The organism is Enterobacter sp. SST3 (assembly GCF_000286655.1).
GTDB lineage: Bacteria > Pseudomonadota > Gammaproteobacteria > Enterobacterales > Enterobacteriaceae > Enterobacter > Enterobacter roggenkampii.
In genome coordinates this window covers 1-17,468 of sequence record NZ_ALNS01000023.1, presented here as the reverse complement: position 1 = coordinate 17,468, position 17,468 = coordinate 1, and the positions used below count along the sequence as shown (strand labels likewise).

The window sequence follows — 17,468 nt, the reverse complement described above, 5'->3', positions numbered from 1 at the left end:
AATCTGAAGATGGCTGAACCACGTTTCGTACACCTGCGGGTGCATAGCGACTACTCCATGATCGATGGGCTGGCGAAGACCGGGCCGCTGGTAAAAAAGGCGGCCTCGCTTGGCATGCCTGCGCTGGCGATCACCGATTTTACCAACCTGTGTGGTCTGGTGAAGTTCTACGGAACGGCGCACGGCGCGGGGATGAAGCCGATCGTCGGCGCAGACTTCCACGTGCAGAGCGACCTCATCGGGGATGAACTGACGCAAATCTCCGTGCTGGCGATGAACAACACGGGTTACCAAAACCTCACGCTGCTTATCTCAAAAGCCTATCAGCGCGGATATGGTGCGCTGGGGCCGTGGATAGATCGTGACTGGCTGGCCGAGCTCAACGAAGGGCTGCTGCTGATCTCCGGCGGCCGCATGGGTGACGTCGGAAAATCCCTGCTGCGCGGTAACAGCGCGCTGGTGGATCAATGCGTCTCGTTCTATGAAGAATATTTCCCGAATCGTTATTACCTGGAGTTGATCCGTACCGGCCGTCAGGATGAAGAGAGCTATCTTCATGCCGCGGTGGCGCTCGCAGAGGAGCGCGGGTTGCCCGTAGTGGCCACCAACGACGTTCGGTTCCTTGAGGCGGGCGATTTTGACGCTCACGAAATTCGCGTGGCGATCCACGATGGCTTTACCCTCGACGATCCGAAGCGGCCGCGCAATTACTCCGCACAACAGTACATGCGCAGCGAGGAGGAGATGTGTGAGCTCTTCTCCGATATCCCCGAAGCGCTGGAAAACAGCGTAGAGATTGCCAAGCGCTGCAACGTCACCGTCCGCCTTGGCGAATACTTCCTGCCGCAGTTCCCGACGGGTGACATGACCACGGAAGATTTCCTGGTCATGAAATCGAAAGAAGGTCTGGAAGAGCGTCTGGAATTCCTGTTCCCGGATGAAGAAGAGCGTAAAAAGCGTCGTCCGGAGTATGACGAACGCCTGGACATTGAACTCCAGGTGATCAACCAGATGGGCTTCCCGGGCTACTTCCTGATCGTTATGGAGTTCATCCAGTGGTCGAAGGATAACGGCGTGCCGGTTGGACCGGGCCGTGGTTCCGGCGCAGGCTCGCTGGTGGCGTACGCGCTGAAAATTACCGACCTCGATCCGCTGGAATTCGACCTGCTGTTCGAACGTTTCCTCAACCCGGAACGTGTCTCGATGCCCGACTTCGACGTTGACTTCTGCATGGAGAAACGTGACCAGGTGATCGAGCACGTGGCCGATATGTACGGCCGTGATGCGGTATCGCAGATCATTACCTTCGGTACGATGGCGGCGAAAGCGGTTATCCGCGACGTGGGCCGCGTGCTGGGCCACCCGTACGGGTTTGTCGATCGCATCTCTAAACTGGTGCCGCCCGATCCGGGCATGACGCTGGCAAAAGCCTTTGAGGCTGAACCGCAGCTGCCGGAAATCTATGAAGCGGACGAAGAGGTCAAAGCGCTGATCGACATGGCGCGCAAGCTGGAAGGCGTCACGCGTAACGCCGGTAAGCATGCGGGGGGCGTGGTTATCGCCCCGACCAAAATCACCGACTTCGCGCCGCTGTATTGCGATGAAGCGGGCCAGCATCCGGTCACCCAGTTCGACAAGAACGACGTAGAATACGCCGGGCTGGTGAAGTTCGACTTCCTTGGCCTGCGTACGCTGACCATCATCAACTGGGCGCTGGAGATGATCAACGCCCGCCGCGAGAAGAACGGCGAGCCGCCGCTGGATATCGCGGCCATCCCGCTGGACGACAAGAAAAGTTTCGACATGCTGCAGCGCTCGGAGACCACCGCCGTCTTCCAGCTTGAATCCCGCGGCATGAAAGATCTGATTAAGCGCCTGCAGCCCGACTGCTTCGAAGATATGATCGCACTGGTGGCCCTGTTCCGTCCGGGCCCTTTGCAGTCAGGGATGGTAGATAACTTTATCGACCGTAAGCACGGGCGCGAAGAGATTTCCTACCCGGACGTTCAGTGGCAGCACGAAAGCCTGAAGCCGGTACTGGAGCCAACCTATGGCATCATCCTGTATCAGGAACAGGTGATGCAGATCGCCCAGGTGCTTTCCGGCTATACGCTTGGCGGCGCGGACATGCTGCGTCGTGCGATGGGTAAGAAAAAGCCGGAAGAGATGGCCAAGCAGCGTTCCATCTTTGAAGACGGGGCGAAGAAAAACGGCGTCGACGGCGAGCTGGCGATGAAAATCTTCGACCTGGTGGAGAAATTCGCCGGGTACGGATTTAACAAATCTCACTCAGCCGCCTATGCTTTGGTGTCGTATCAAACGCTGTGGCTGAAGGCACACTATCCTGCGGAGTTTATGGCTGCGGTAATGACCGCCGATATGGACAACACCGAGAAGGTGGTGGGCCTGGTGGATGAGTGCTGGCGCATGGGGCTGAAGATCCTGCCGCCGGATATTAACTCAGGTCTCTACCATTTCCACGTCAATGACGATGGGGAGATCGTTTACGGGATCGGCGCGATCAAGGGCGTGGGCGAGGGGCCGATCGAGGCGATCATCGAAGCGCGCAACAACGGCGGGTATTTCCGGGAGCTGTTCGATCTTTGCGCCCGTACCGATACCAAAAAGCTGAATCGCCGCGTGCTGGAAAAACTGATCATGTCCGGCGCGTTCGACAGGCTGGGGCCGCACCGCGCCGCGCTGATGAACTCGCTGGGCGACGCCCTGAAAGCGGCGGATCAGCACGCGAAAGCGGAAGCCATTGGTCAGGCGGACATGTTCGGCGTGCTGGCGGAAGAGCCAGAGCAGATCGAGCAATCTTATTCCAACTGCCAGCCGTGGCCAGAACAGGTGGTGCTGGACGGCGAGCGTGAAACGTTAGGTTTGTACCTGACGGGTCACCCGATCAACCAGTACATTAAAGAAATTGAGCGCTATGTCGGCGGCCACAGGCTAAAAGACATGCATCCGACAGAACGTGGTAAAATCACCACGGCTGCGGGGCTCGTGATTGCTGCAAGGGTTATGGTCACCAAGCGCGGCAATCGTATCGGCATCTGTACGTTGGATGACCGTTCCGGGCGTCTGGAGGTGATGTTGTTCACCGACGCGCTGGATAAATACCAGCAATTGCTGGAAAAAGACCGCATACTTATCGTCAGCGGACAGGTCAGCTTTGATGACTTCAGTGGGGGGCTTAAAATGACCGCCCGCGAAGTGATGGACATTGACGAAGCCCGTGAAAAATATGCTCGCGGGCTTGCTATCTCGCTGACGGACAGGCAAATTGATGACCAGCTTTTAAACCGACTCCGTCAGTCTCTGGAACCCCACCGCTCGGGGACAATTCCAGTACATCTCTACTATCAGAGGGCGGATGCACGTGCGCGGTTGCGCTTTGGTGCAACGTGGCGTGTCTCTCCGAGCGATCGTTTACTGAACGATCTCCGTGGCCTCATTGGTTCGGAGCAGGTGGAACTGGAGTTTGACTAATACAGGAATACTATGAGTCTGAATTTCCTTGATTTCGAACAGCCGATTGCTGAGCTGGAAGCGAAAATCGATTCTCTGACAGCGGTAAGCCGTCAGGATGAAAAACTGGATATTAACATCGACGAAGAAGTGCATCGTCTGCGCGAGAAAAGCGTAGAGCTGACGCGCAAAATCTTTGCCGATCTCGGCGCATGGCAGGTGGCCCAGCTGGCACGCCATCCACAGCGTCCGTACACCCTGGATTATGTCCGCCTGGCGTTTGACGAATTTGACGAACTGGCAGGCGATCGCGCATACGCTGACGACAAAGCTATCGTAGGCGGTATCGCGCGTCTGGACGGACGCCCGGTGATGATCATTGGTCATCAGAAAGGTCGTGAGACCAAAGAGAAAATCCGTCGTAACTTCGGTATGCCAGCCCCAGAAGGCTACCGTAAAGCCCTGCGTCTGATGGAGATGGCTGAGCGTTTCAACATGCCAATCATCACCTTCATCGACACCCCGGGTGCCTACCCTGGCGTGGGCGCGGAAGAGCGCGGTCAGTCTGAAGCCATCGCACGCAACCTGCGCGAGATGTCTCGTCTGAAGGTGCCGGTCATTTGTACCGTTATCGGTGAAGGGGGTTCCGGTGGCGCGCTGGCGATTGGCGTGGGCGATAAAGTGAATATGCTGCAGTACAGCACCTATTCCGTTATCTCCCCGGAAGGCTGTGCGTCCATTCTGTGGAAAAGTGCTGACAAAGCGCCTCTGGCTGCCGAAGCGATGGGCATCATTGCGCCGCGTCTGAAAGAGCTTAAGCTGATCGATTCCATCATCCCTGAACCGCTGGGTGGGGCACATCGTAAGCCGGAAGTGATGGCGGCGTCCCTGAAAGCGCAGCTGCTGGCCGATCTGGCAGACCTGGACGTGCTGAGCAAAGAAGATCTGCTCAACCGCCGTTACCAGCGTCTGATGACCTACGGCTACGCGTAAGCCTCACAATTATCTGAAAAGCCGCACACTGTTGCGGCTTTTTTTATACCTGCGGTTTAGCCGGACTATGCTTAGCTAATGTTTTTCAAGGAGGTAGACCGTGAACATCATTGCCATTATGGGGCCGCACGGCGTCTTCTATAAAGACGAGCCGATTAAGGAGCTGGAGCAAGCCCTGCAGTCGCGCGGGTATCAGCTAATCTGGCCGCACAACAGCGCCGATCTGCTGAAGTTCATCGAGCATAACCCGCGTATCTGCGGCGTGATCTTCGACTGGGATGAATATGACCTCGAACTGTGCAGCGATATCAACAAGCTGAACGAATATCTCCCGCTGTACGCGTTTATTAATACCCACTCAACCATGGACGTCAGCGCCAATGATATGCGTATGGCACTGTGGTTCTTTGAATATTCCCTCGGCGTGGCGGAAGACATTGCGACCCGCATTCAGCAATACACGAATGAATATCTCGATAACATTACTCCGCCCTTTACCCGGGCGCTCTTCACCTACGTGAAAGAGGGGAAATATACCTTCTGTACGCCTGGGCATATGGCGGGAACGGCCTACCAAAAAAGCCCGGTGGGCTGCCTGTTCTATGATTTCTTTGGTGGCAACACGCTGAAAGCAGACGTGTCCATTTCAGTCACCGAATTAGGCTCTCTGCTGGATCATACCGGACCGCATCTGGAAGCTGAAGAGTATATCGCCCGCACCTTTGGGGCCGAGCAGAGCTATATGGTGACCAACGGCACCTCGACCTCGAACAAAATCGTCGGAATGTATGCCGCGCCTGCGGGGAGCACCCTGCTGATTGACCGTAACTGCCATAAATCGCTGGCGCACCTGCTGATGATGAGCGACGTTGTACCGCTCTGGCTGTCGCCCACGCGCAACGCGCTCGGTATTCTTGGCGGTATTCCGCGGCGGGAGTTCACGCATGAAGCCATTGAACGCAAGGTCGCGGCAGTGCCCGGCGCAGGCTGGCCTGTCCATGCGGTGATCACCAACTCGACCTATGACGGTCTGCTGTACAACACGGACTGGATCAAAAAGACTTTGGACGTGCCGTCGATCCACTTCGATTCCGCGTGGGTACCGTACACCAATTTCCATCCGATTTACGCGGGTAAAAGCGGCATGAGCGGTGAACGCGTGCCGGGTAAAGTGTTCTTCGAAACGCAGTCGACGCACAAAATGCTGGCCGCGTTTTCCCAGGCTTCGCTGATTCACATCAAAGGCGAATACGACGAAGAGACCTTTAACGAAGCCTTTATGATGCATACCACCACCTCACCAAGCTATCCGCTGGTGGCGTCTATCGAAACGGCTGCGGCGATGCTGCGCGGCAATCCCGGTAAACGTCTTATCAATCGCTCTGTGGAGCGCGCACTGCATTTCCGTAAAGAGGTTCAGCGGCTGAAAGAGGAAGCCGACGGCTGGTTCTTTGATATCTGGCAGCCGGAAGAGATTGATGAAGCAGAATGCTGGCCGGTTTCGCCCGCCGAAGACTGGCATGGCTTCCGGGATGCCGATAGTGACCATATGTTCCTCGACCCGGTTAAGGTGACGATCCTGACGCCGGGTATGGATGAGCAGGGCAAGATGAGCGAGGAAGGGATCCCGGCTGCGCTGGTGGCGAAATTCCTTGATGAACGCGGCGTGGTGGTGGAGAAAACAGGCCCCTATAATTTGCTGTTTCTGTTCAGTATCGGGATCGATAAAACCCGGGCGATGGGGCTGCTCCGCGGTCTGATGGAATTTAAGCGCGCCTACGATCTCAACCTGCGGGTGAAGAACATGCTGCCGGATCTCTACGCGGAAGATCCTGACTTCTACCGCAATATGCGTATTCAGGATCTGGCCCAGGGGATCCACAGGCTGATCCGTCAGCACGATCTGCCGCGTCTGATGCTACAGGCGTTCGATGTGTTGCCGGAGATGAAGTTTACCCCGCACAAGGCATGGCAGCGCCAGGTGAGGGGGGAGGTCGAAACCGTCGAACTGGAAAATCTGGTTGGGCGCGTATCGGCCAACATGATCCTGCCGTATCCGCCGGGCGTACCGCTCCTGATGCCGGGAGAGATGATTACCGAAGAGAGTCGGGCCGTGCTCGATTTCCTGCTGATGCTCTGTTCGGTAGGGCGTCACTATCCCGGTTTTGAGACGGATATCCACGGTGCGAAGCGCGACGAAAACGGCGTGTACTGGGTGCGAGTCCTAAAATAAGGGTGACCGCTTGCCAGGTGCGGGTTTTCGGTTGTAACGTTCAGGCATCATAAAAAGGAGAAGCTATGCTGGGTTTAAAAGCTGTTCATCATATTGCGATCATTGCGACTGATTACGCAAAGAGTAAGGCCTTCTACTGCGACATTCTCGGCTTTACGCTGTTGAGCGAGGCCTACCGTGAGGAGCGCGACTCCTGGAAGGGCGACCTGGCGTTAAACGGGCAGTATGTGATTGAACTGTTCTCTTTTCCTTTTCCGCCTGCGCGTCCGTCCCGTCCGGAAGCCTGCGGTCTGCGCCATCTTGCCTTCAGCGTCGATGACCTGGATAGCGCAGTAAAACATCTGGAAGCGCACGGCGTGACGTGTGAAGCAATCCGCGTCGATCCGTTCACCGACAAGCGCTTTACCTTTTTCAACGACCCGGACGGCCTGCCGCTGGAGCTTTATCAGCAGTAATCTTCGTCCTGTGTGATAATGCCCGCTCAGTTCGGGCATTTTTTATGTGTAATTCCCTATGACCTTACCCGCTATCGCACACGCCGTTTCACCGTACCGCCAGCTGCTGGTGGGGTTTAGCGGTGGCCTGGATTCCACCGTTCTGCTTCATCGCCTTAAGTGCTGGCGCGATCGGGAGCCTGACGTCCAGCTGCGGGCGATACATATTCATCACGGATTAAGTCCTCACGCAGAGGAGTGGGTGGCGCACTGCGAAGCCTTGTGTGCGGCGTGGGCGATCCCGCTTCTCGTCGAGCGCGTCACGCTTGCGGAGGAAGGGCTGGGCATTGAGGCGCAGGCGCGTAAAGCCCGCTATGCCGCCTTTGCCGGGGCATTGCGTACAGGAGAAGCCCTGGTCACAGCCCAGCACCGGGACGATCAGTGTGAAACCTTTCTGCTGGCGCTTAAGCGGGGCAGCGGACCGGCAGGGCTTTCAGCCATGCCTGAGCGTTCTGAGTTTGCCGGTACAACGTTACTGCGTCCGCTGCTTGGCGAGACGCGCGCCTCGCTTGAGGCCTGGGCGCGAGAACATCAGCTCAGCTGGATTGAAGATGAGAGCAACCAGGATGACGGCTATGACCGTAACTTTCTGCGTCTGCGCGTCCTCCCGCTATTGAGCGAGCGCTGGCCGCATTTCGCCGACGCGACGGCAAGAAGCGCTATGCTGTGCGCCGAACAGGAATCGCTGCTGGACGAGCTGTTGAGTGACGAGCTGGCTGAACTGATTTCTGAAGACGGAGCGCTGGCGATTGCACCGCTGAAAGCGATGAGCCCGGTGCGCCGCGCTGCGCTGCTACGGCGCTGGCTGGCCTCTCATCACGCCGCGATGCCGTCGCGGGCGATGCTAAACCGTATCTGGGACGAAGTTGCCCTGGCGCGGGAGGATGCTTCCCCGTGCGTCCATCTGAACGGTTTTGACGTAAGGCGCTACAAAGGGGAACTCTGGTGGGTAAAATCAACGCCCTCACTGACCAGTGTGGTGCTCGACTGGCTTTCTCCTGCGCTTCCGCTGATATTGCCCAGTGAGGCAGGACGTGTCTCTCTTATACCGTCTGGTCATGTGAGGCTGCCAGAGGCAGGAGAACCGGTAACGGTACGCTTTAAGGCTGGCGGCATGCTGCATATTGTCGGGCGCAACGGGGGACGCAAGCTGAAGAAAATCTGGCAGGAGTGCAACGTGCCGCCGTGGCTGCGCGACACCACGCCGCTGCTGTTCTATGGTGAAACATTGATTGCTGCTGCGGGCATTTTCATCACGGAAGCGGGATGGGCGGAAGAGGGGGTCAGGTTTGAGTGGCAGAAAGCGTAACGGGCAGCCAGGCTGCCCGTTAATGTCATCAGGATTCGCTCACCACGACGGTGCCGATTTGCGGGTGGCTGAAGCTGGCTATTTTATCCAGGCGCAGCTCACGCGTCGCACCGGCATCTTCCACTATCAGGTATTCCACATTCTTACGTGAAACCAGATCGCTGGCCTTCGCCTTCAACACTTCGCCATCTTTTAGCTCCAGCGTCAGTAATAAATGATGCTGGCAGGCGAGTTCGAGGTTGTCATAGTCATCACAATTGATGGGTTGATAAGTATCATTCATCGACATAATCGCTCACCAGTAAATTCGCCGCAGCATACGCTGCTTTTTCCCTGACCGACTCTGAAAGGCTCTCATCAGAGGCCACTTCATTAAGCACTTTCAATACACAGCCCAACGCGTCCGGGACATACCCCAGATCTCCGCTGGCGATTTCCGCATACCGTTTGCGAATTAACTCACAATAATTATTCACATCCCCTCCCGCCAGCGCACTGACTTACTGTGAGATATCATTAAGCCTACGAAGATAAACTCGGTTTAGCAAGGTGACTATACCATACTCATTTAAGCAATATCAGCGCCTTGATAGCGGTGTATTTATCACCCTACAACAGCCTTTTGCCGCGGTTTTCGCTACAATGAGCGCCTGATTCGAATGGAGTTCTCTCATGGCGCTGAAAGCGACAATTTATAAAGCAGTGGTCAATGTGGCCGATCTCGATCGCAACCAGTTCCTGGACGCCTCGCTGACGCTGGCTCGCCACCCCTCCGAAACCCAGGAGCGCATGATGCTGCGCCTGCTGGCGTGGATTAAGTACGCTGACGAGCGTCTGCAGTTTACCCGTGGGTTAAGCGCAGAAGACGAGCCAGAAGCCTGGCTGCGCAACGATCATCTGGGTATCGATTTGTGGATCGAACTTGGACTGCCGGACGAGCGCAGAATTAAGAAGGCCTGCACTCAGTCCGCTGAAGTGGCCTTATTCGCGTATAATCAGCGCGCTGCGGAGATTTGGTGGCAGCAAAACAAAAGCAAGTGCGGACAGTTTAAAAATCTCACGGTCTGGTATCTGGATGATGAGCAACTGGCGCAGCTGAGCGACTTTGCCAGCCGGACCATGGTGTTGCAGGCGACGATTCAGGACGGTGCCATCTGGCTCTCTGGTTCTCAGAATAATCTGGAAATTCATTTGACGGCGTGGCAACCGGCCTCATGATCGTCTTGTCCCGAAACGTCAGCATTCCGGACAACGAGCTGGAGATCACCGCCATCCGTGCTCAGGGGGCAGGTGGGCAGCACGTCAACAAGGCCTCAACGGCAATCCATTTGCGTTTTGACATTCGGGCCTCAAGCCTGCCAGAGTATTATAAAGAAAGTCTGCTTGCTGCCAGCCATCACCTGATCACCAGCGATGGCGTGATGGTGATCAAAGCCCAGGAATACCGCAGCCAGGAGCTCAACCGGGAAGCGGCGATAGCCAGGCTGGTGGCGGTCATCAAAGAATTAACGGCAGTACAAAAAAGCCGCCGGGCAACGCGGCCAACCCGCGCATCGAAAGAGCGTCGGCTGGCCTCGAAGGCCCAAAAATCCACAGTGAAAGCACTACGCGGTAAAGTTCGTCGCCCCACAGAGTGACGAAAGGGAACACACTTTTCATAAGGAATTCATTGTGAAAAAAGCATTATGGTCAGCGCTGGCAGTGAGTACGCTGTTTGCGCTTTTCGGGTGTAACAACCGCTCCGAAACGCAGGTTTTACAACCCACGCAGACGGAAGAATTAAAACCGATGCAGCAGAGCTGGCGCGGCGTATTGCCTTGCGCGGACTGTGAAGGCATTGAAACGTCACTGTTCCTGCAAAAAGACGGCACTTGGGTGATGAACCAGCGCTATCAGGGCGCAAAAGAGCCTTCTTCTTTTGCAACTTATGGAACATGGGCGCGAACGGCGGAGAAGCTGGTTCTGACGGATACCGCTGGCGAGAAAACTTATTTCCGCGCCAAAGGCGAGGGGATGGAGATGCTGGATCGTGAAGGCAATCCAATTGAATCCCAGTTCAACTACACGCTGGCGCCGGTAAAAGCGGCTCTGCCCGCGACGCCGATGGCGATGCGGGGGATGTACTTCTACATGGCGGATGCGGCGATCTTTACCGACTGCGCAACCGGTAAGAAGGTCAGCGTGGCAAACAATGCGCAGCTTGAACGTGATTACGCGGTGGCGCGCGGCAATTACAGCAAGCCGGTATTGCTGACGGTGGACGGTCACTTTACGCTGGAGCCAAACCCGGATAGTGGAGAGATGGTGAAAACGCTGGTGGCAGATAAAGACGCGAAGTTTGTTGCGGGTAAAGACTGTAACAGTAAATAAGCTGACGCTGAGCCATTAAAAAACCCCGCCTGAGCGGGGTTTTTTGTTTAGCCTTTGATGGCTTTCACCAGGTAATCAAGAATCTCGCCTGTCTTGATCATCTGTTTTTCGCCGCTGCGACGGTATTTGTATTCAATCTCGTCGCTGTCGAGGTTACGGTCACCGATCACGACGGTGTGTGGGATACCGATCAGTTCCATATCGGCAAACATCACGCCCGGACGCTCTTTACGGTCATCCATCAGCACTTCGATACCCTGCGCACGCAGCTCGGCGTACAGCTTCTCGGCCAGCTCCTGCACGCGGTAAGACTTGTGCATGTTCATTGGCAGAATCGCAACCTGGAACGGCGCGATGTTGTCTGGCCAGACGATGCCGCGCTCGTCATAGTTCTGCTCAATGGCAGCAGCTACTACGCGCGTCACCCCGATACCGTAGCAACCCATGGTCAGGATCTGGTTACGGCCATCTTCACCCTGAACAGCGGCGTTCAGCGCGCGAGAGTATTTATCACCCAGCTGGAAGATGTGACCGACTTCAATGCCGCGCTTGATCATCAGGGTACCCTGACCGTCCGGGCTTGGATCGCCTGCGACCACGTTACGGATGTCTGCTACTTCCGGCGTCGCCACGTCGCGATCCCAGTTGATGCCGAAGTAGTGTTTACCGTCGATGTTCGCACCGGCGGAGAAGTCGCTCATCGCGGCTACCGTGCGGTCAATAACAACAGGAACCGGCATATTCACCGGACCGAGAGAACCTGGGCCAGCATTGACCACGGCGCGGATTTCCGCTTCCGTCGCGAACGTCAGCGGGCTGGCGACCTGCGGCAGCTTCTCTGCTTTCACTTCGTTCAGCTCGTGATCGCCACGTACCAGCAGGGCTACCAGCGGGTAAGCGCTTCCTTCGGTGGATTTCACCAGCAGCGTTTTCACGGTTTTTTCGACAGGCAGGTTGAACTGCTCAACCAGCTCGGCAATGGTTTTCGCGTTTGGCGTATCTACCAGCGTCATTTCCTGCGTTGCGGCAGCACGAGGTTCTTTTGGTGCCAGTGCTTCTGCAAACTCGATATTCGCCGCGTAATCAGAAGAGTCAGAGAAGATCACATCGTCTTCACCGCTCTGTGCCAGCACCTGGAATTCATGGGATGCGCTACCGCCGATGGAGCCGGTATCGGCCTGCACAGCACGGAAATCCAGCCCCATGCGGGAGAAGATTTTGCTGTATGCCGCGTACATTTTGTCGTAGGTCTCTTGCAGGGATTCCTGAGAGGTATGGAAAGAGTAGGCGTCTTTCATCAGGAATTCGCGAGAGCGCATGACGCCGAAGCGTGGGCGAACTTCGTCACGGAATTTGGTCTGGATCTGGAAGAAGTTCAGCGGCAGCTGTTTGTAAGAGCTCAGCTCATTACGAATCAGGTCGGTGATGACTTCTTCATGCGTTGGGCCGAGAACGAACGGACGCTCGCCACGATCGACAAAGCGCAGCAGCTCAGGACCATACTGTTCCCAACGACCGCTCTCCTGCCACAGGTCAGCGGGCTGAACCACAGGCATGGACACCTCGATAGCACCGGCGTTGTTCATCTCTTCACGCACGATGTTTTCGACTTTTTTCAGGACGCGCACGCCGGTCGGCAGCCAGGTGTATAACCCGGAGGCCAGCTTGCGGATCATCCCGGCGCGCAGCATCAGCTGATGGCTGATCACTTCGGCGTCGGCAGGCGTCTCCTTCAGAGTGGAGAGCAGATATTGGCTAGTACGCATGTTGTTACGGTTCCATTTCGACGATTGGAACAGGCTGAAACACCAGCCTGACACAAAAAAAGTGGTTTAGTTTACCAGTGTGGCAAAGATGCCAAAAGAGAGGAGAACAAAATTACCTGGGTTCAAGAGCAAACACTTCAAAACCTGCCCCGGTGACGCGCCAGCGAACGTTAAAATCGAGCAGCCAGACGGCGTACGTTTTTCCTGCTTCCTCTTCTTTACGGTAGGCCGGACGGGGGTCCTGCGCCAGCACTTCGGTGATGAAATTCCGCAAACGAGGATAGCGTTTCTCCAGCTGACTGAGCTGCGAGTCTATCTCAGGGGTAAAACAGACTGGCATGTCCGCCTGGGGGGCATCCTGAGCATAACTTGCACGCGCGTTCGGGAGAGCTTCGACAAAAGGCAAATAGGGTTTGATGTCGATAACCGGCGTGCCGTCGACCAGATCCAGGCTACCCAGCTCGAGTACCACCTGATCTTTCTGGCAACGTATGCCTTTCAGCTCAACCAGAGACATGCCAACCGGGTTTGGACGGAAAGTCGAGCGAGTCGCAAACACGCCCATTCTCGCATTTCCGCCAAGACGAGGAGGACGCACGGTAGGACGCCAGCCGCCTTCCATCGTCTGGTGAAACACGAACACCACCCAGAGATGGCTAAAGGCATCGAGCCCGCGCACCGCATCAGCCTGATTGTAAGGGGCTATCAGGTGAAGCTCGCCGCTGCCGCTGGTAACAAGACCGGGCTGGCGGGGCACGGCGAACTTCTCTTTATAAGGAGAGTGGATGATGCCTATCTGCTCGAACTGAAATGCACTCATTTCGCCGTAATGTTCAGCGCAGATCCGATGCAGACTGCCTGACGGTAGCAGCCCGGCGTGCCGCTGGTGACTTCACAGCTGTGCAGCAGGACCGCGTTGGCTTTCATTTTTGCGGCATTAATCTGCATGCGTTTACGCGCAGTCGGGATATTCGGTGGTGAGTCCTGATTGGTCGCCTGACAGGATTCGCCGCTCACTTCGCCCAGTTCACGGAACGGTTTACCGACGAGTTCATCCGCTTTCGTGATAATGCGAACCGGCGCAGGGCGAACCACTTTCGGTTTCGCAGGCTCGGTCTTTGGCGGGGTTGCCGTGCTTTGAACAGGTTCAACGGGAGATCTGCTTAGCATAGAACAGCCGCTCAGCATGAGTGCTAAAAGACAGATCGGTAAAGCACGCATAATATTTCCTCAATGGATAATCAAAACGTCAGATATTGAATCAGTTGACTGCACAAATGACAAGACGGGCATAAGCCCGTCCTGATGATATTACACTGAGGTGAGATTACCAGCCTTTAACAGCGCCGCCGTTAAACACTTTGTTGGCTTCCTGGTAAACTTCGTCAGACTGATAGGCCTGTACGAATTTCTTCACGTTTTCCGCGTCTTTGTTGTCTTCGCGAGTCACGATCAGGTTTACGTATGGAGAGTCTTTATCTTCAACGAAGATACCGTCTTTATCTGGGGTCAGGCCAATCTGACTGGCGTACGTGGTGTTGATAACGGCCAGGGCAATCTGCGCATCGTCCAGAGAACGTGGCAGCTGCGGAGCTTCCAGCTCAACAATTTTCAGATTTTTCGGGTTCTCGGTGACGTCCAGAACGGTTGGCAGCAGGCCAACACCGTCTTTCAGTTTGATCAGGCCCACTTTCTGCAGCAGCAGCAGGGAACGACCAAGGTTAGTTGGGTCGTTAGGCACGGCAACCTGAGAGCCCGGCTGCAGTTCGTCCAGGGATTTAATTTTCTTAGAGTAACCGGCAATTGGATAAACGAAGGTATTACCCACGCCCACCAGTTTATAGCCGCGATCTTTGATCTGCTGGTCCAGGTATGGTTTATGCTGGAAGGCGTTCGCGTCGATATCACCTTTGCTCAGCGCTTCGTTCGGCAGAACGTAATCGTTGAAGGTCACCAACTCCACGTCCAGGCCATATTTCTCTTTCGCTACTTTCTGAGCAACTTCTGCAACCTGCTGTTCTGCACCTACGATAACGCCCACTTTAATGTGGTTCGGATCTTTTTCATCCTGACCGCAACCCACCAGTGCCAGAGAGCCTATCAGCGCGCCTACTGCTGCGAAGGTCTTTAATTTAAACGCCATGTTTTATCCTTAACTCGTAGAGTTTATGTTGTGTGTAACGTTATTTGTGCGTAACAGCCCGGACGATGCGATCGCCAGAGAACTGGATTAAGTAAACCAGAACAACCAGCAATACCAGAACGGTATTCATCACGGTCGCGTTATATCCAATATAGCCGTACTGGTAACCAATCTGACCTAAACCGCCCGCGCCTACGGCACCGCCCATCGCGGAATAACCGACCAGGGTGATAAGCGTAATGGTTGCCGCATTCACCAGCCCTGGCAGTGCCTCAGGCAGCAGAACCTTGCGAACGATCTGCATCGGCGTGGCGCCCATCGCGCGGGACGCTTCGATCAAACCGGTTGGGATCTCCAGCAGGGCGTTTTCCACCATACGGGCGATAAACGGCGCAGCGCCAACGGTCAGCGGAACGATCGCCGCCTGCAGACCGATAGACGTTCCGACGATCACGCGGGTAAACGGAATCATCCACACCAGCAGAATAATGAACGGGATAGAACGGAAGATGTTCACCAGCGCAGAGAGCGTACGGTACAGCTTCGCGTTCTCAATGATTTGACCCGGACGCGTCACGTACAGCAACACGCCGACCGGCAGGCCAATCACAAAACCAAAGAAACCAGAGACGAAGGTCATTGCCAGCGTTTCCCAAACGCCGCGAACCAGCAGCCATATCATCGGCTCAGACATAACCCAGTACCTCTACTTTTACGTGATGTTCTTGCAGCCAGGCAATGGCTGCCTGGGTTTCTTCTTGTGTGCCGTGCATTTCTGTCAGCATGATGCCGAACTTGACGCCACCGGCGTAATCCATCTGCGCGCTGATGATGTTGTTATTCACGTTAAAGCGACGTGCGGTTTCGGAAAGCAGGGGAGCATCAACGGACTGACCGGTGAACTCCATGCGCAGCATCGGGACGCTGTCAGCTGTTGCTTCTGTTTTCAGACGTTCCAGATAGTCTTCCGGAATATCCAGATGCAGCGTGGACTGGATGAACTGCTGCGCCAGCGGGGTTTTCGGATGCGAGAACACTTCGCTTACCGTGTCCTGCTCGATCAGTTCACCGTTACTGATGACCGCCACGCAGTCGCAGATGCGTTTCACCACATCCATCTCGTGCGTAATAAGGAGGATCGTCAGGCCCAGACGACGGTTAATGTCTTTCAGCAGTTCAAGAATAGAACGCGTGGTTGCCGGATCCAGTGCGCTGGTGGCTTCATCACACAGCAGCACCTTAGGATTGCTTGCCAGCGCGCGGGCAATGGCCACACGCTGTTTTTGCCCACCGGAGAGATTTGCCGGGTAGCTATCCTGTTTGTCGCCCAGACCCACGAGGTCGAGCAGCTCGGTGACGCGGCGCTTCACTTCTTCTTTCGGCGTGTTATCCAGCTCAAGCGGTAAGGCAACGTTGCCGAACACGGTGCGGGAAGCCAGCAGGTTAAAGTGCTGGAAGATCATGCCAATCTGACGACGCGCTTTGGTGAGTTCTTTTTCTGAAAGGGCGGTAAGTTCCTGGCCGCCAACTTCTACGCTGCCCTGGGTTGGGCGCTCAAGCAGGTTAACACAACGGATCAGCGTACTTTTACCTGCACCCGATGCGCCAATGACGCCATAAATTTGACCAGCAGGAACATGCAGGCTGACGTTGTTCAGCGCCTGAATGGTTCGGTTCCCCTGCTGGAACACTTTGGTGATATTGGAAAGTTTAATCATTAGATTATTTTTATCGTATGTAAGTTAGCCGTGGCATTTTCTTCTGCCAGATACGGGTGATGACCGTAAACAAAACGGATGTTAAGGCATCCAGACGTCTAAATCAATCCAACTCTGTACGATGAGCACTTTATTGCGCTGCGATTCATGAGATACTAGCTGAACATGCCTTTTTCAGGAGCAAACCGGTGGCAAAATCAGTACCCGCAATTTTTCTCGATCGTGACGGCACTATTAATGTGGATCACGGTTATGTCCATGAGATTGATGAGTTCGAGTTTATCGAGGGCGTAATAGATGCCATGCGCCAGCTGAAAGAGATGGGCTATGCGCTGGTGGTGGTGACGAACCAGTCTGGTATTGCACGCGGTAAATTCACCGAAGCGCAGTTCGAGACGCTGACCGAATGGATGGACTGGTCACTTGCCGACCGCGGTGTGGATCTCGATGGTATCTACTATTGTCCGCATCATCCGCAGGGAACCGTAGAAGCGTATCGTCAGACCTGTGATTGCCGTAAGCCGCATCCGGGGATGTTTATCTCTGCGCAGGAGTTCCTGCACATTGATATGGCGGCTTCTTATATGGTGGGCGATAAACTGGAAGATATGCAGGCAGCCGCAGCCGCGGGTGTAGGGACTAAAATATTAGTGCGTACCGGCAAGCCAGTGACGCCAGAGGCTGAGAATGCGGCGGATTGGGTGATTAATAGTCTGGCCGATCTGCCAAAAGAGATTAAAAAGCACCAAAAATAGCCTTTTTGGTGAAAAGGTGAGCGGTTGAAATAAAAATGCATTTTTCCGCTTGTCATTCCTCGGCGGCTCCCTATAATGCGCCTCCATCGACACGGCGGATGTGAATCACTTCACAGACAATGTGGTCGGTTGAAGAGAAAAAATCCTGAAATAACGGGTTGACTCTGAAAGAGGAAAGCGTAATATACGCCACCTTGCAACGGTGAGCGAAAGCCG

17 protein-coding genes are annotated in these 17,468 nt (G+C 55.2%); 9 read left to right on the top strand and 8 right to left on the bottom strand.

Annotated features, from left to right (window positions below; genetic code table 11):
- The first annotated feature begins 9 nt into the window (after positions 1-9).
- From dnaE to tilS, 5 genes are all read left to right on the top strand, one after another.
- Positions 10-3,492: a DNA polymerase III subunit alpha gene (gene dnaE / locus B498_RS08405; protein ID WP_008501896.1), complete on the top strand. Its 3,483-nt coding sequence runs from the start codon at positions 10-12 to the stop codon at positions 3,490-3,492.
- Between the two features lie 12 nt (positions 3,493-3,504).
- Positions 3,505-4,464: an acetyl-CoA carboxylase carboxyl transferase subunit alpha gene (gene accA / locus B498_RS08410; protein ID WP_008501895.1), complete on the top strand. Its 960-nt coding sequence runs from the start codon at positions 3,505-3,507 to the stop codon at positions 4,462-4,464.
- A 100-nt stretch (positions 4,465-4,564) separates the two neighbouring features.
- Positions 4,565-6,697 (top strand): lysine decarboxylase LdcC, encoded by a 2,133-nt coding sequence (locus B498_RS08415; protein WP_008501894.1) that lies wholly within the window; start codon positions 4,565-4,567, stop codon positions 6,695-6,697.
- Between the two features lie 65 nt (positions 6,698-6,762).
- Complete coding sequence (locus B498_RS08420; RefSeq protein WP_008501893.1) at positions 6,763-7,152, top strand: VOC family protein; 390 nt, start codon at positions 6,763-6,765, stop codon at positions 7,150-7,152.
- A gap of 58 nt (positions 7,153-7,210) precedes the next feature.
- Positions 7,211-8,500, top strand: a complete 1,290-nt coding sequence (gene tilS / locus B498_RS08425; protein ID WP_008501891.1) for a tRNA lysidine(34) synthetase TilS — start codon at positions 7,211-7,213, stop codon at positions 8,498-8,500.
- Between the two features lie 28 nt (positions 8,501-8,528).
- Here tilS and rof read toward each other — a convergent pair whose 3' ends face one another.
- Complete coding sequence (gene rof / locus B498_RS08430) at positions 8,529-8,789, bottom strand: Rho-binding antiterminator (RefSeq protein WP_008501890.1); 261 nt, start codon at positions 8,787-8,789, stop codon at positions 8,529-8,531.
- A complete protein-coding gene (locus B498_RS08435; protein ID WP_008501889.1) occupies positions 8,776-8,976 on the bottom strand; it encodes a YaeP family protein in 201 nt (66 codons plus the stop codon). The genes rof and B498_RS08435 overlap by 14 nt, the downstream gene beginning before the upstream one ends.
- A gap of 196 nt (positions 8,977-9,172) precedes the next feature.
- On the opposite strand from B498_RS08435, the gene B498_RS08440 reads away from it, so the two are divergent.
- The 3 genes from B498_RS08440 to nlpE are packed head-to-tail and all read left to right on the top strand — an operon-like array spanning position 9,173 to position 10,870.
- On the top strand, positions 9,173-9,718 hold the full coding sequence (locus tag B498_RS08440; RefSeq protein WP_008501888.1) for a YaeQ family protein: 546 nt from the start codon (positions 9,173-9,175) through the stop codon (positions 9,716-9,718).
- Positions 9,715-10,137: an alternative ribosome rescue aminoacyl-tRNA hydrolase ArfB gene (arfB, locus tag B498_RS08445; protein WP_008501887.1), complete on the top strand. Its 423-nt coding sequence runs from the start codon at positions 9,715-9,717 to the stop codon at positions 10,135-10,137. The genes B498_RS08440 and arfB overlap by 4 nt, the downstream gene beginning before the upstream one ends.
- 34 nt (positions 10,138-10,171) lie before the next feature.
- Positions 10,172-10,870 (top strand): envelope stress response activation lipoprotein NlpE, encoded by a 699-nt coding sequence (gene nlpE, locus B498_RS08450; RefSeq protein ID WP_008501886.1) that lies wholly within the window; start codon positions 10,172-10,174, stop codon positions 10,868-10,870.
- Between the two features lie 47 nt (positions 10,871-10,917).
- Here the strand turns inward: nlpE and proS are convergent, their stop codons facing one another.
- The 6 genes from proS to metN all read right to left on the bottom strand — a co-directional run bounded on the left by proS (position 10,918) and on the right by metN (position 16,497).
- Positions 10,918-12,636, bottom strand: coding sequence for a proline--tRNA ligase (gene proS, locus B498_RS08455; protein WP_008501885.1), 1,719 nt, complete (start codon positions 12,634-12,636; stop codon positions 10,918-10,920).
- Positions 12,637-12,748: 112 nt separating this feature from the next.
- Positions 12,749-13,456, bottom strand: a complete 708-nt coding sequence (tsaA, locus tag B498_RS08460) for a tRNA (N6-threonylcarbamoyladenosine(37)-N6)-methyltransferase TrmO (RefSeq protein WP_008501884.1) — start codon at positions 13,454-13,456, stop codon at positions 12,749-12,751.
- The gene (rcsF, locus tag B498_RS08465) at positions 13,453-13,857 is read right to left on the bottom strand and encodes an Rcs stress response system protein RcsF (protein ID WP_008501883.1); all 405 of its coding nucleotides are present in this window, start codon (positions 13,855-13,857) and stop codon (positions 13,453-13,455) included. The genes tsaA and rcsF overlap by 4 nt, the downstream gene beginning before the upstream one ends.
- A gap of 106 nt (positions 13,858-13,963) precedes the next feature.
- Positions 13,964-14,779, bottom strand: a complete 816-nt coding sequence (gene metQ, locus B498_RS08470) for a methionine ABC transporter substrate-binding lipoprotein MetQ (protein ID WP_008501882.1) — start codon at positions 14,777-14,779, stop codon at positions 13,964-13,966.
- Between the two features lie 40 nt (positions 14,780-14,819).
- A complete protein-coding gene (locus B498_RS08475; protein WP_008501881.1) occupies positions 14,820-15,473 on the bottom strand; it encodes a methionine ABC transporter permease MetI in 654 nt (217 codons plus the stop codon).
- Positions 15,466-16,497 (bottom strand): methionine ABC transporter ATP-binding protein MetN, encoded by a 1,032-nt coding sequence (metN, locus tag B498_RS08480; protein ID WP_008501880.1) that lies wholly within the window; start codon positions 16,495-16,497, stop codon positions 15,466-15,468. The genes B498_RS08475 and metN overlap by 8 nt, the downstream gene beginning before the upstream one ends.
- Positions 16,498-16,685: 188 nt before the next feature.
- Here metN and gmhB point away from each other — a divergent pair, with 188 nt between their 5' ends.
- Complete coding sequence (gene gmhB / locus B498_RS08485) at positions 16,686-17,252, top strand: D-glycero-beta-D-manno-heptose 1,7-bisphosphate 7-phosphatase (protein WP_008501879.1); 567 nt, start codon at positions 16,686-16,688, stop codon at positions 17,250-17,252.
- Positions 17,253-17,468: the final 216 nt, after the last annotated feature.

Excerpts from the sequence above, each read along its gene's own strand:
- dnaE (WP_008501896.1), top strand. The coding sequence starts at position 10 with ATGGCTGAACCACGTTTCGTACACCTGCGGGTGCATAGCGACTACTCC.
- accA (WP_008501895.1), top strand. The coding sequence starts at position 3,505 with ATGAGTCTGAATTTCCTTGATTTCGAACAGCCGATTGCTGAGCTGGAA.
- B498_RS08420 (WP_008501893.1), top strand. The coding sequence starts at position 6,763 with ATGCTGGGTTTAAAAGCTGTTCATCATATTGCGATCATTGCGACTGAT.
- tilS (WP_008501891.1), top strand. The coding sequence starts at position 7,211 with ATGACCTTACCCGCTATCGCACACGCCGTTTCACCGTACCGCCAGCTG.
- rof (WP_008501890.1), bottom strand. The coding sequence starts at position 8,789 with ATGTCGATGAATGATACTTATCAACCCATCAATTGTGATGACTATGAC.
- B498_RS08440 (WP_008501888.1), top strand. The coding sequence starts at position 9,173 with ATGGCGCTGAAAGCGACAATTTATAAAGCAGTGGTCAATGTGGCCGAT.
- arfB (WP_008501887.1), top strand. The coding sequence starts at position 9,715 with ATGATCGTCTTGTCCCGAAACGTCAGCATTCCGGACAACGAGCTGGAG.
- proS (WP_008501885.1), bottom strand. The coding sequence starts at position 12,636 with ATGCGTACTAGCCAATATCTGCTCTCCACTCTGAAGGAGACGCCTGCC.
- tsaA (WP_008501884.1), bottom strand. The coding sequence starts at position 13,456 with ATGAGTGCATTTCAGTTCGAGCAGATAGGCATCATCCACTCTCCTTAT.
- rcsF (WP_008501883.1), bottom strand. The coding sequence starts at position 13,857 with ATGCGTGCTTTACCGATCTGTCTTTTAGCACTCATGCTGAGCGGCTGT.
- metQ (WP_008501882.1), bottom strand. The coding sequence starts at position 14,779 with ATGGCGTTTAAATTAAAGACCTTCGCAGCAGTAGGCGCGCTGATAGGC.
- B498_RS08475 (WP_008501881.1), bottom strand. The coding sequence starts at position 15,473 with ATGTCTGAGCCGATGATATGGCTGCTGGTTCGCGGCGTTTGGGAAACG.
- metN (WP_008501880.1), bottom strand. The coding sequence starts at position 16,497 with ATGATTAAACTTTCCAATATCACCAAAGTGTTCCAGCAGGGGAACCGA.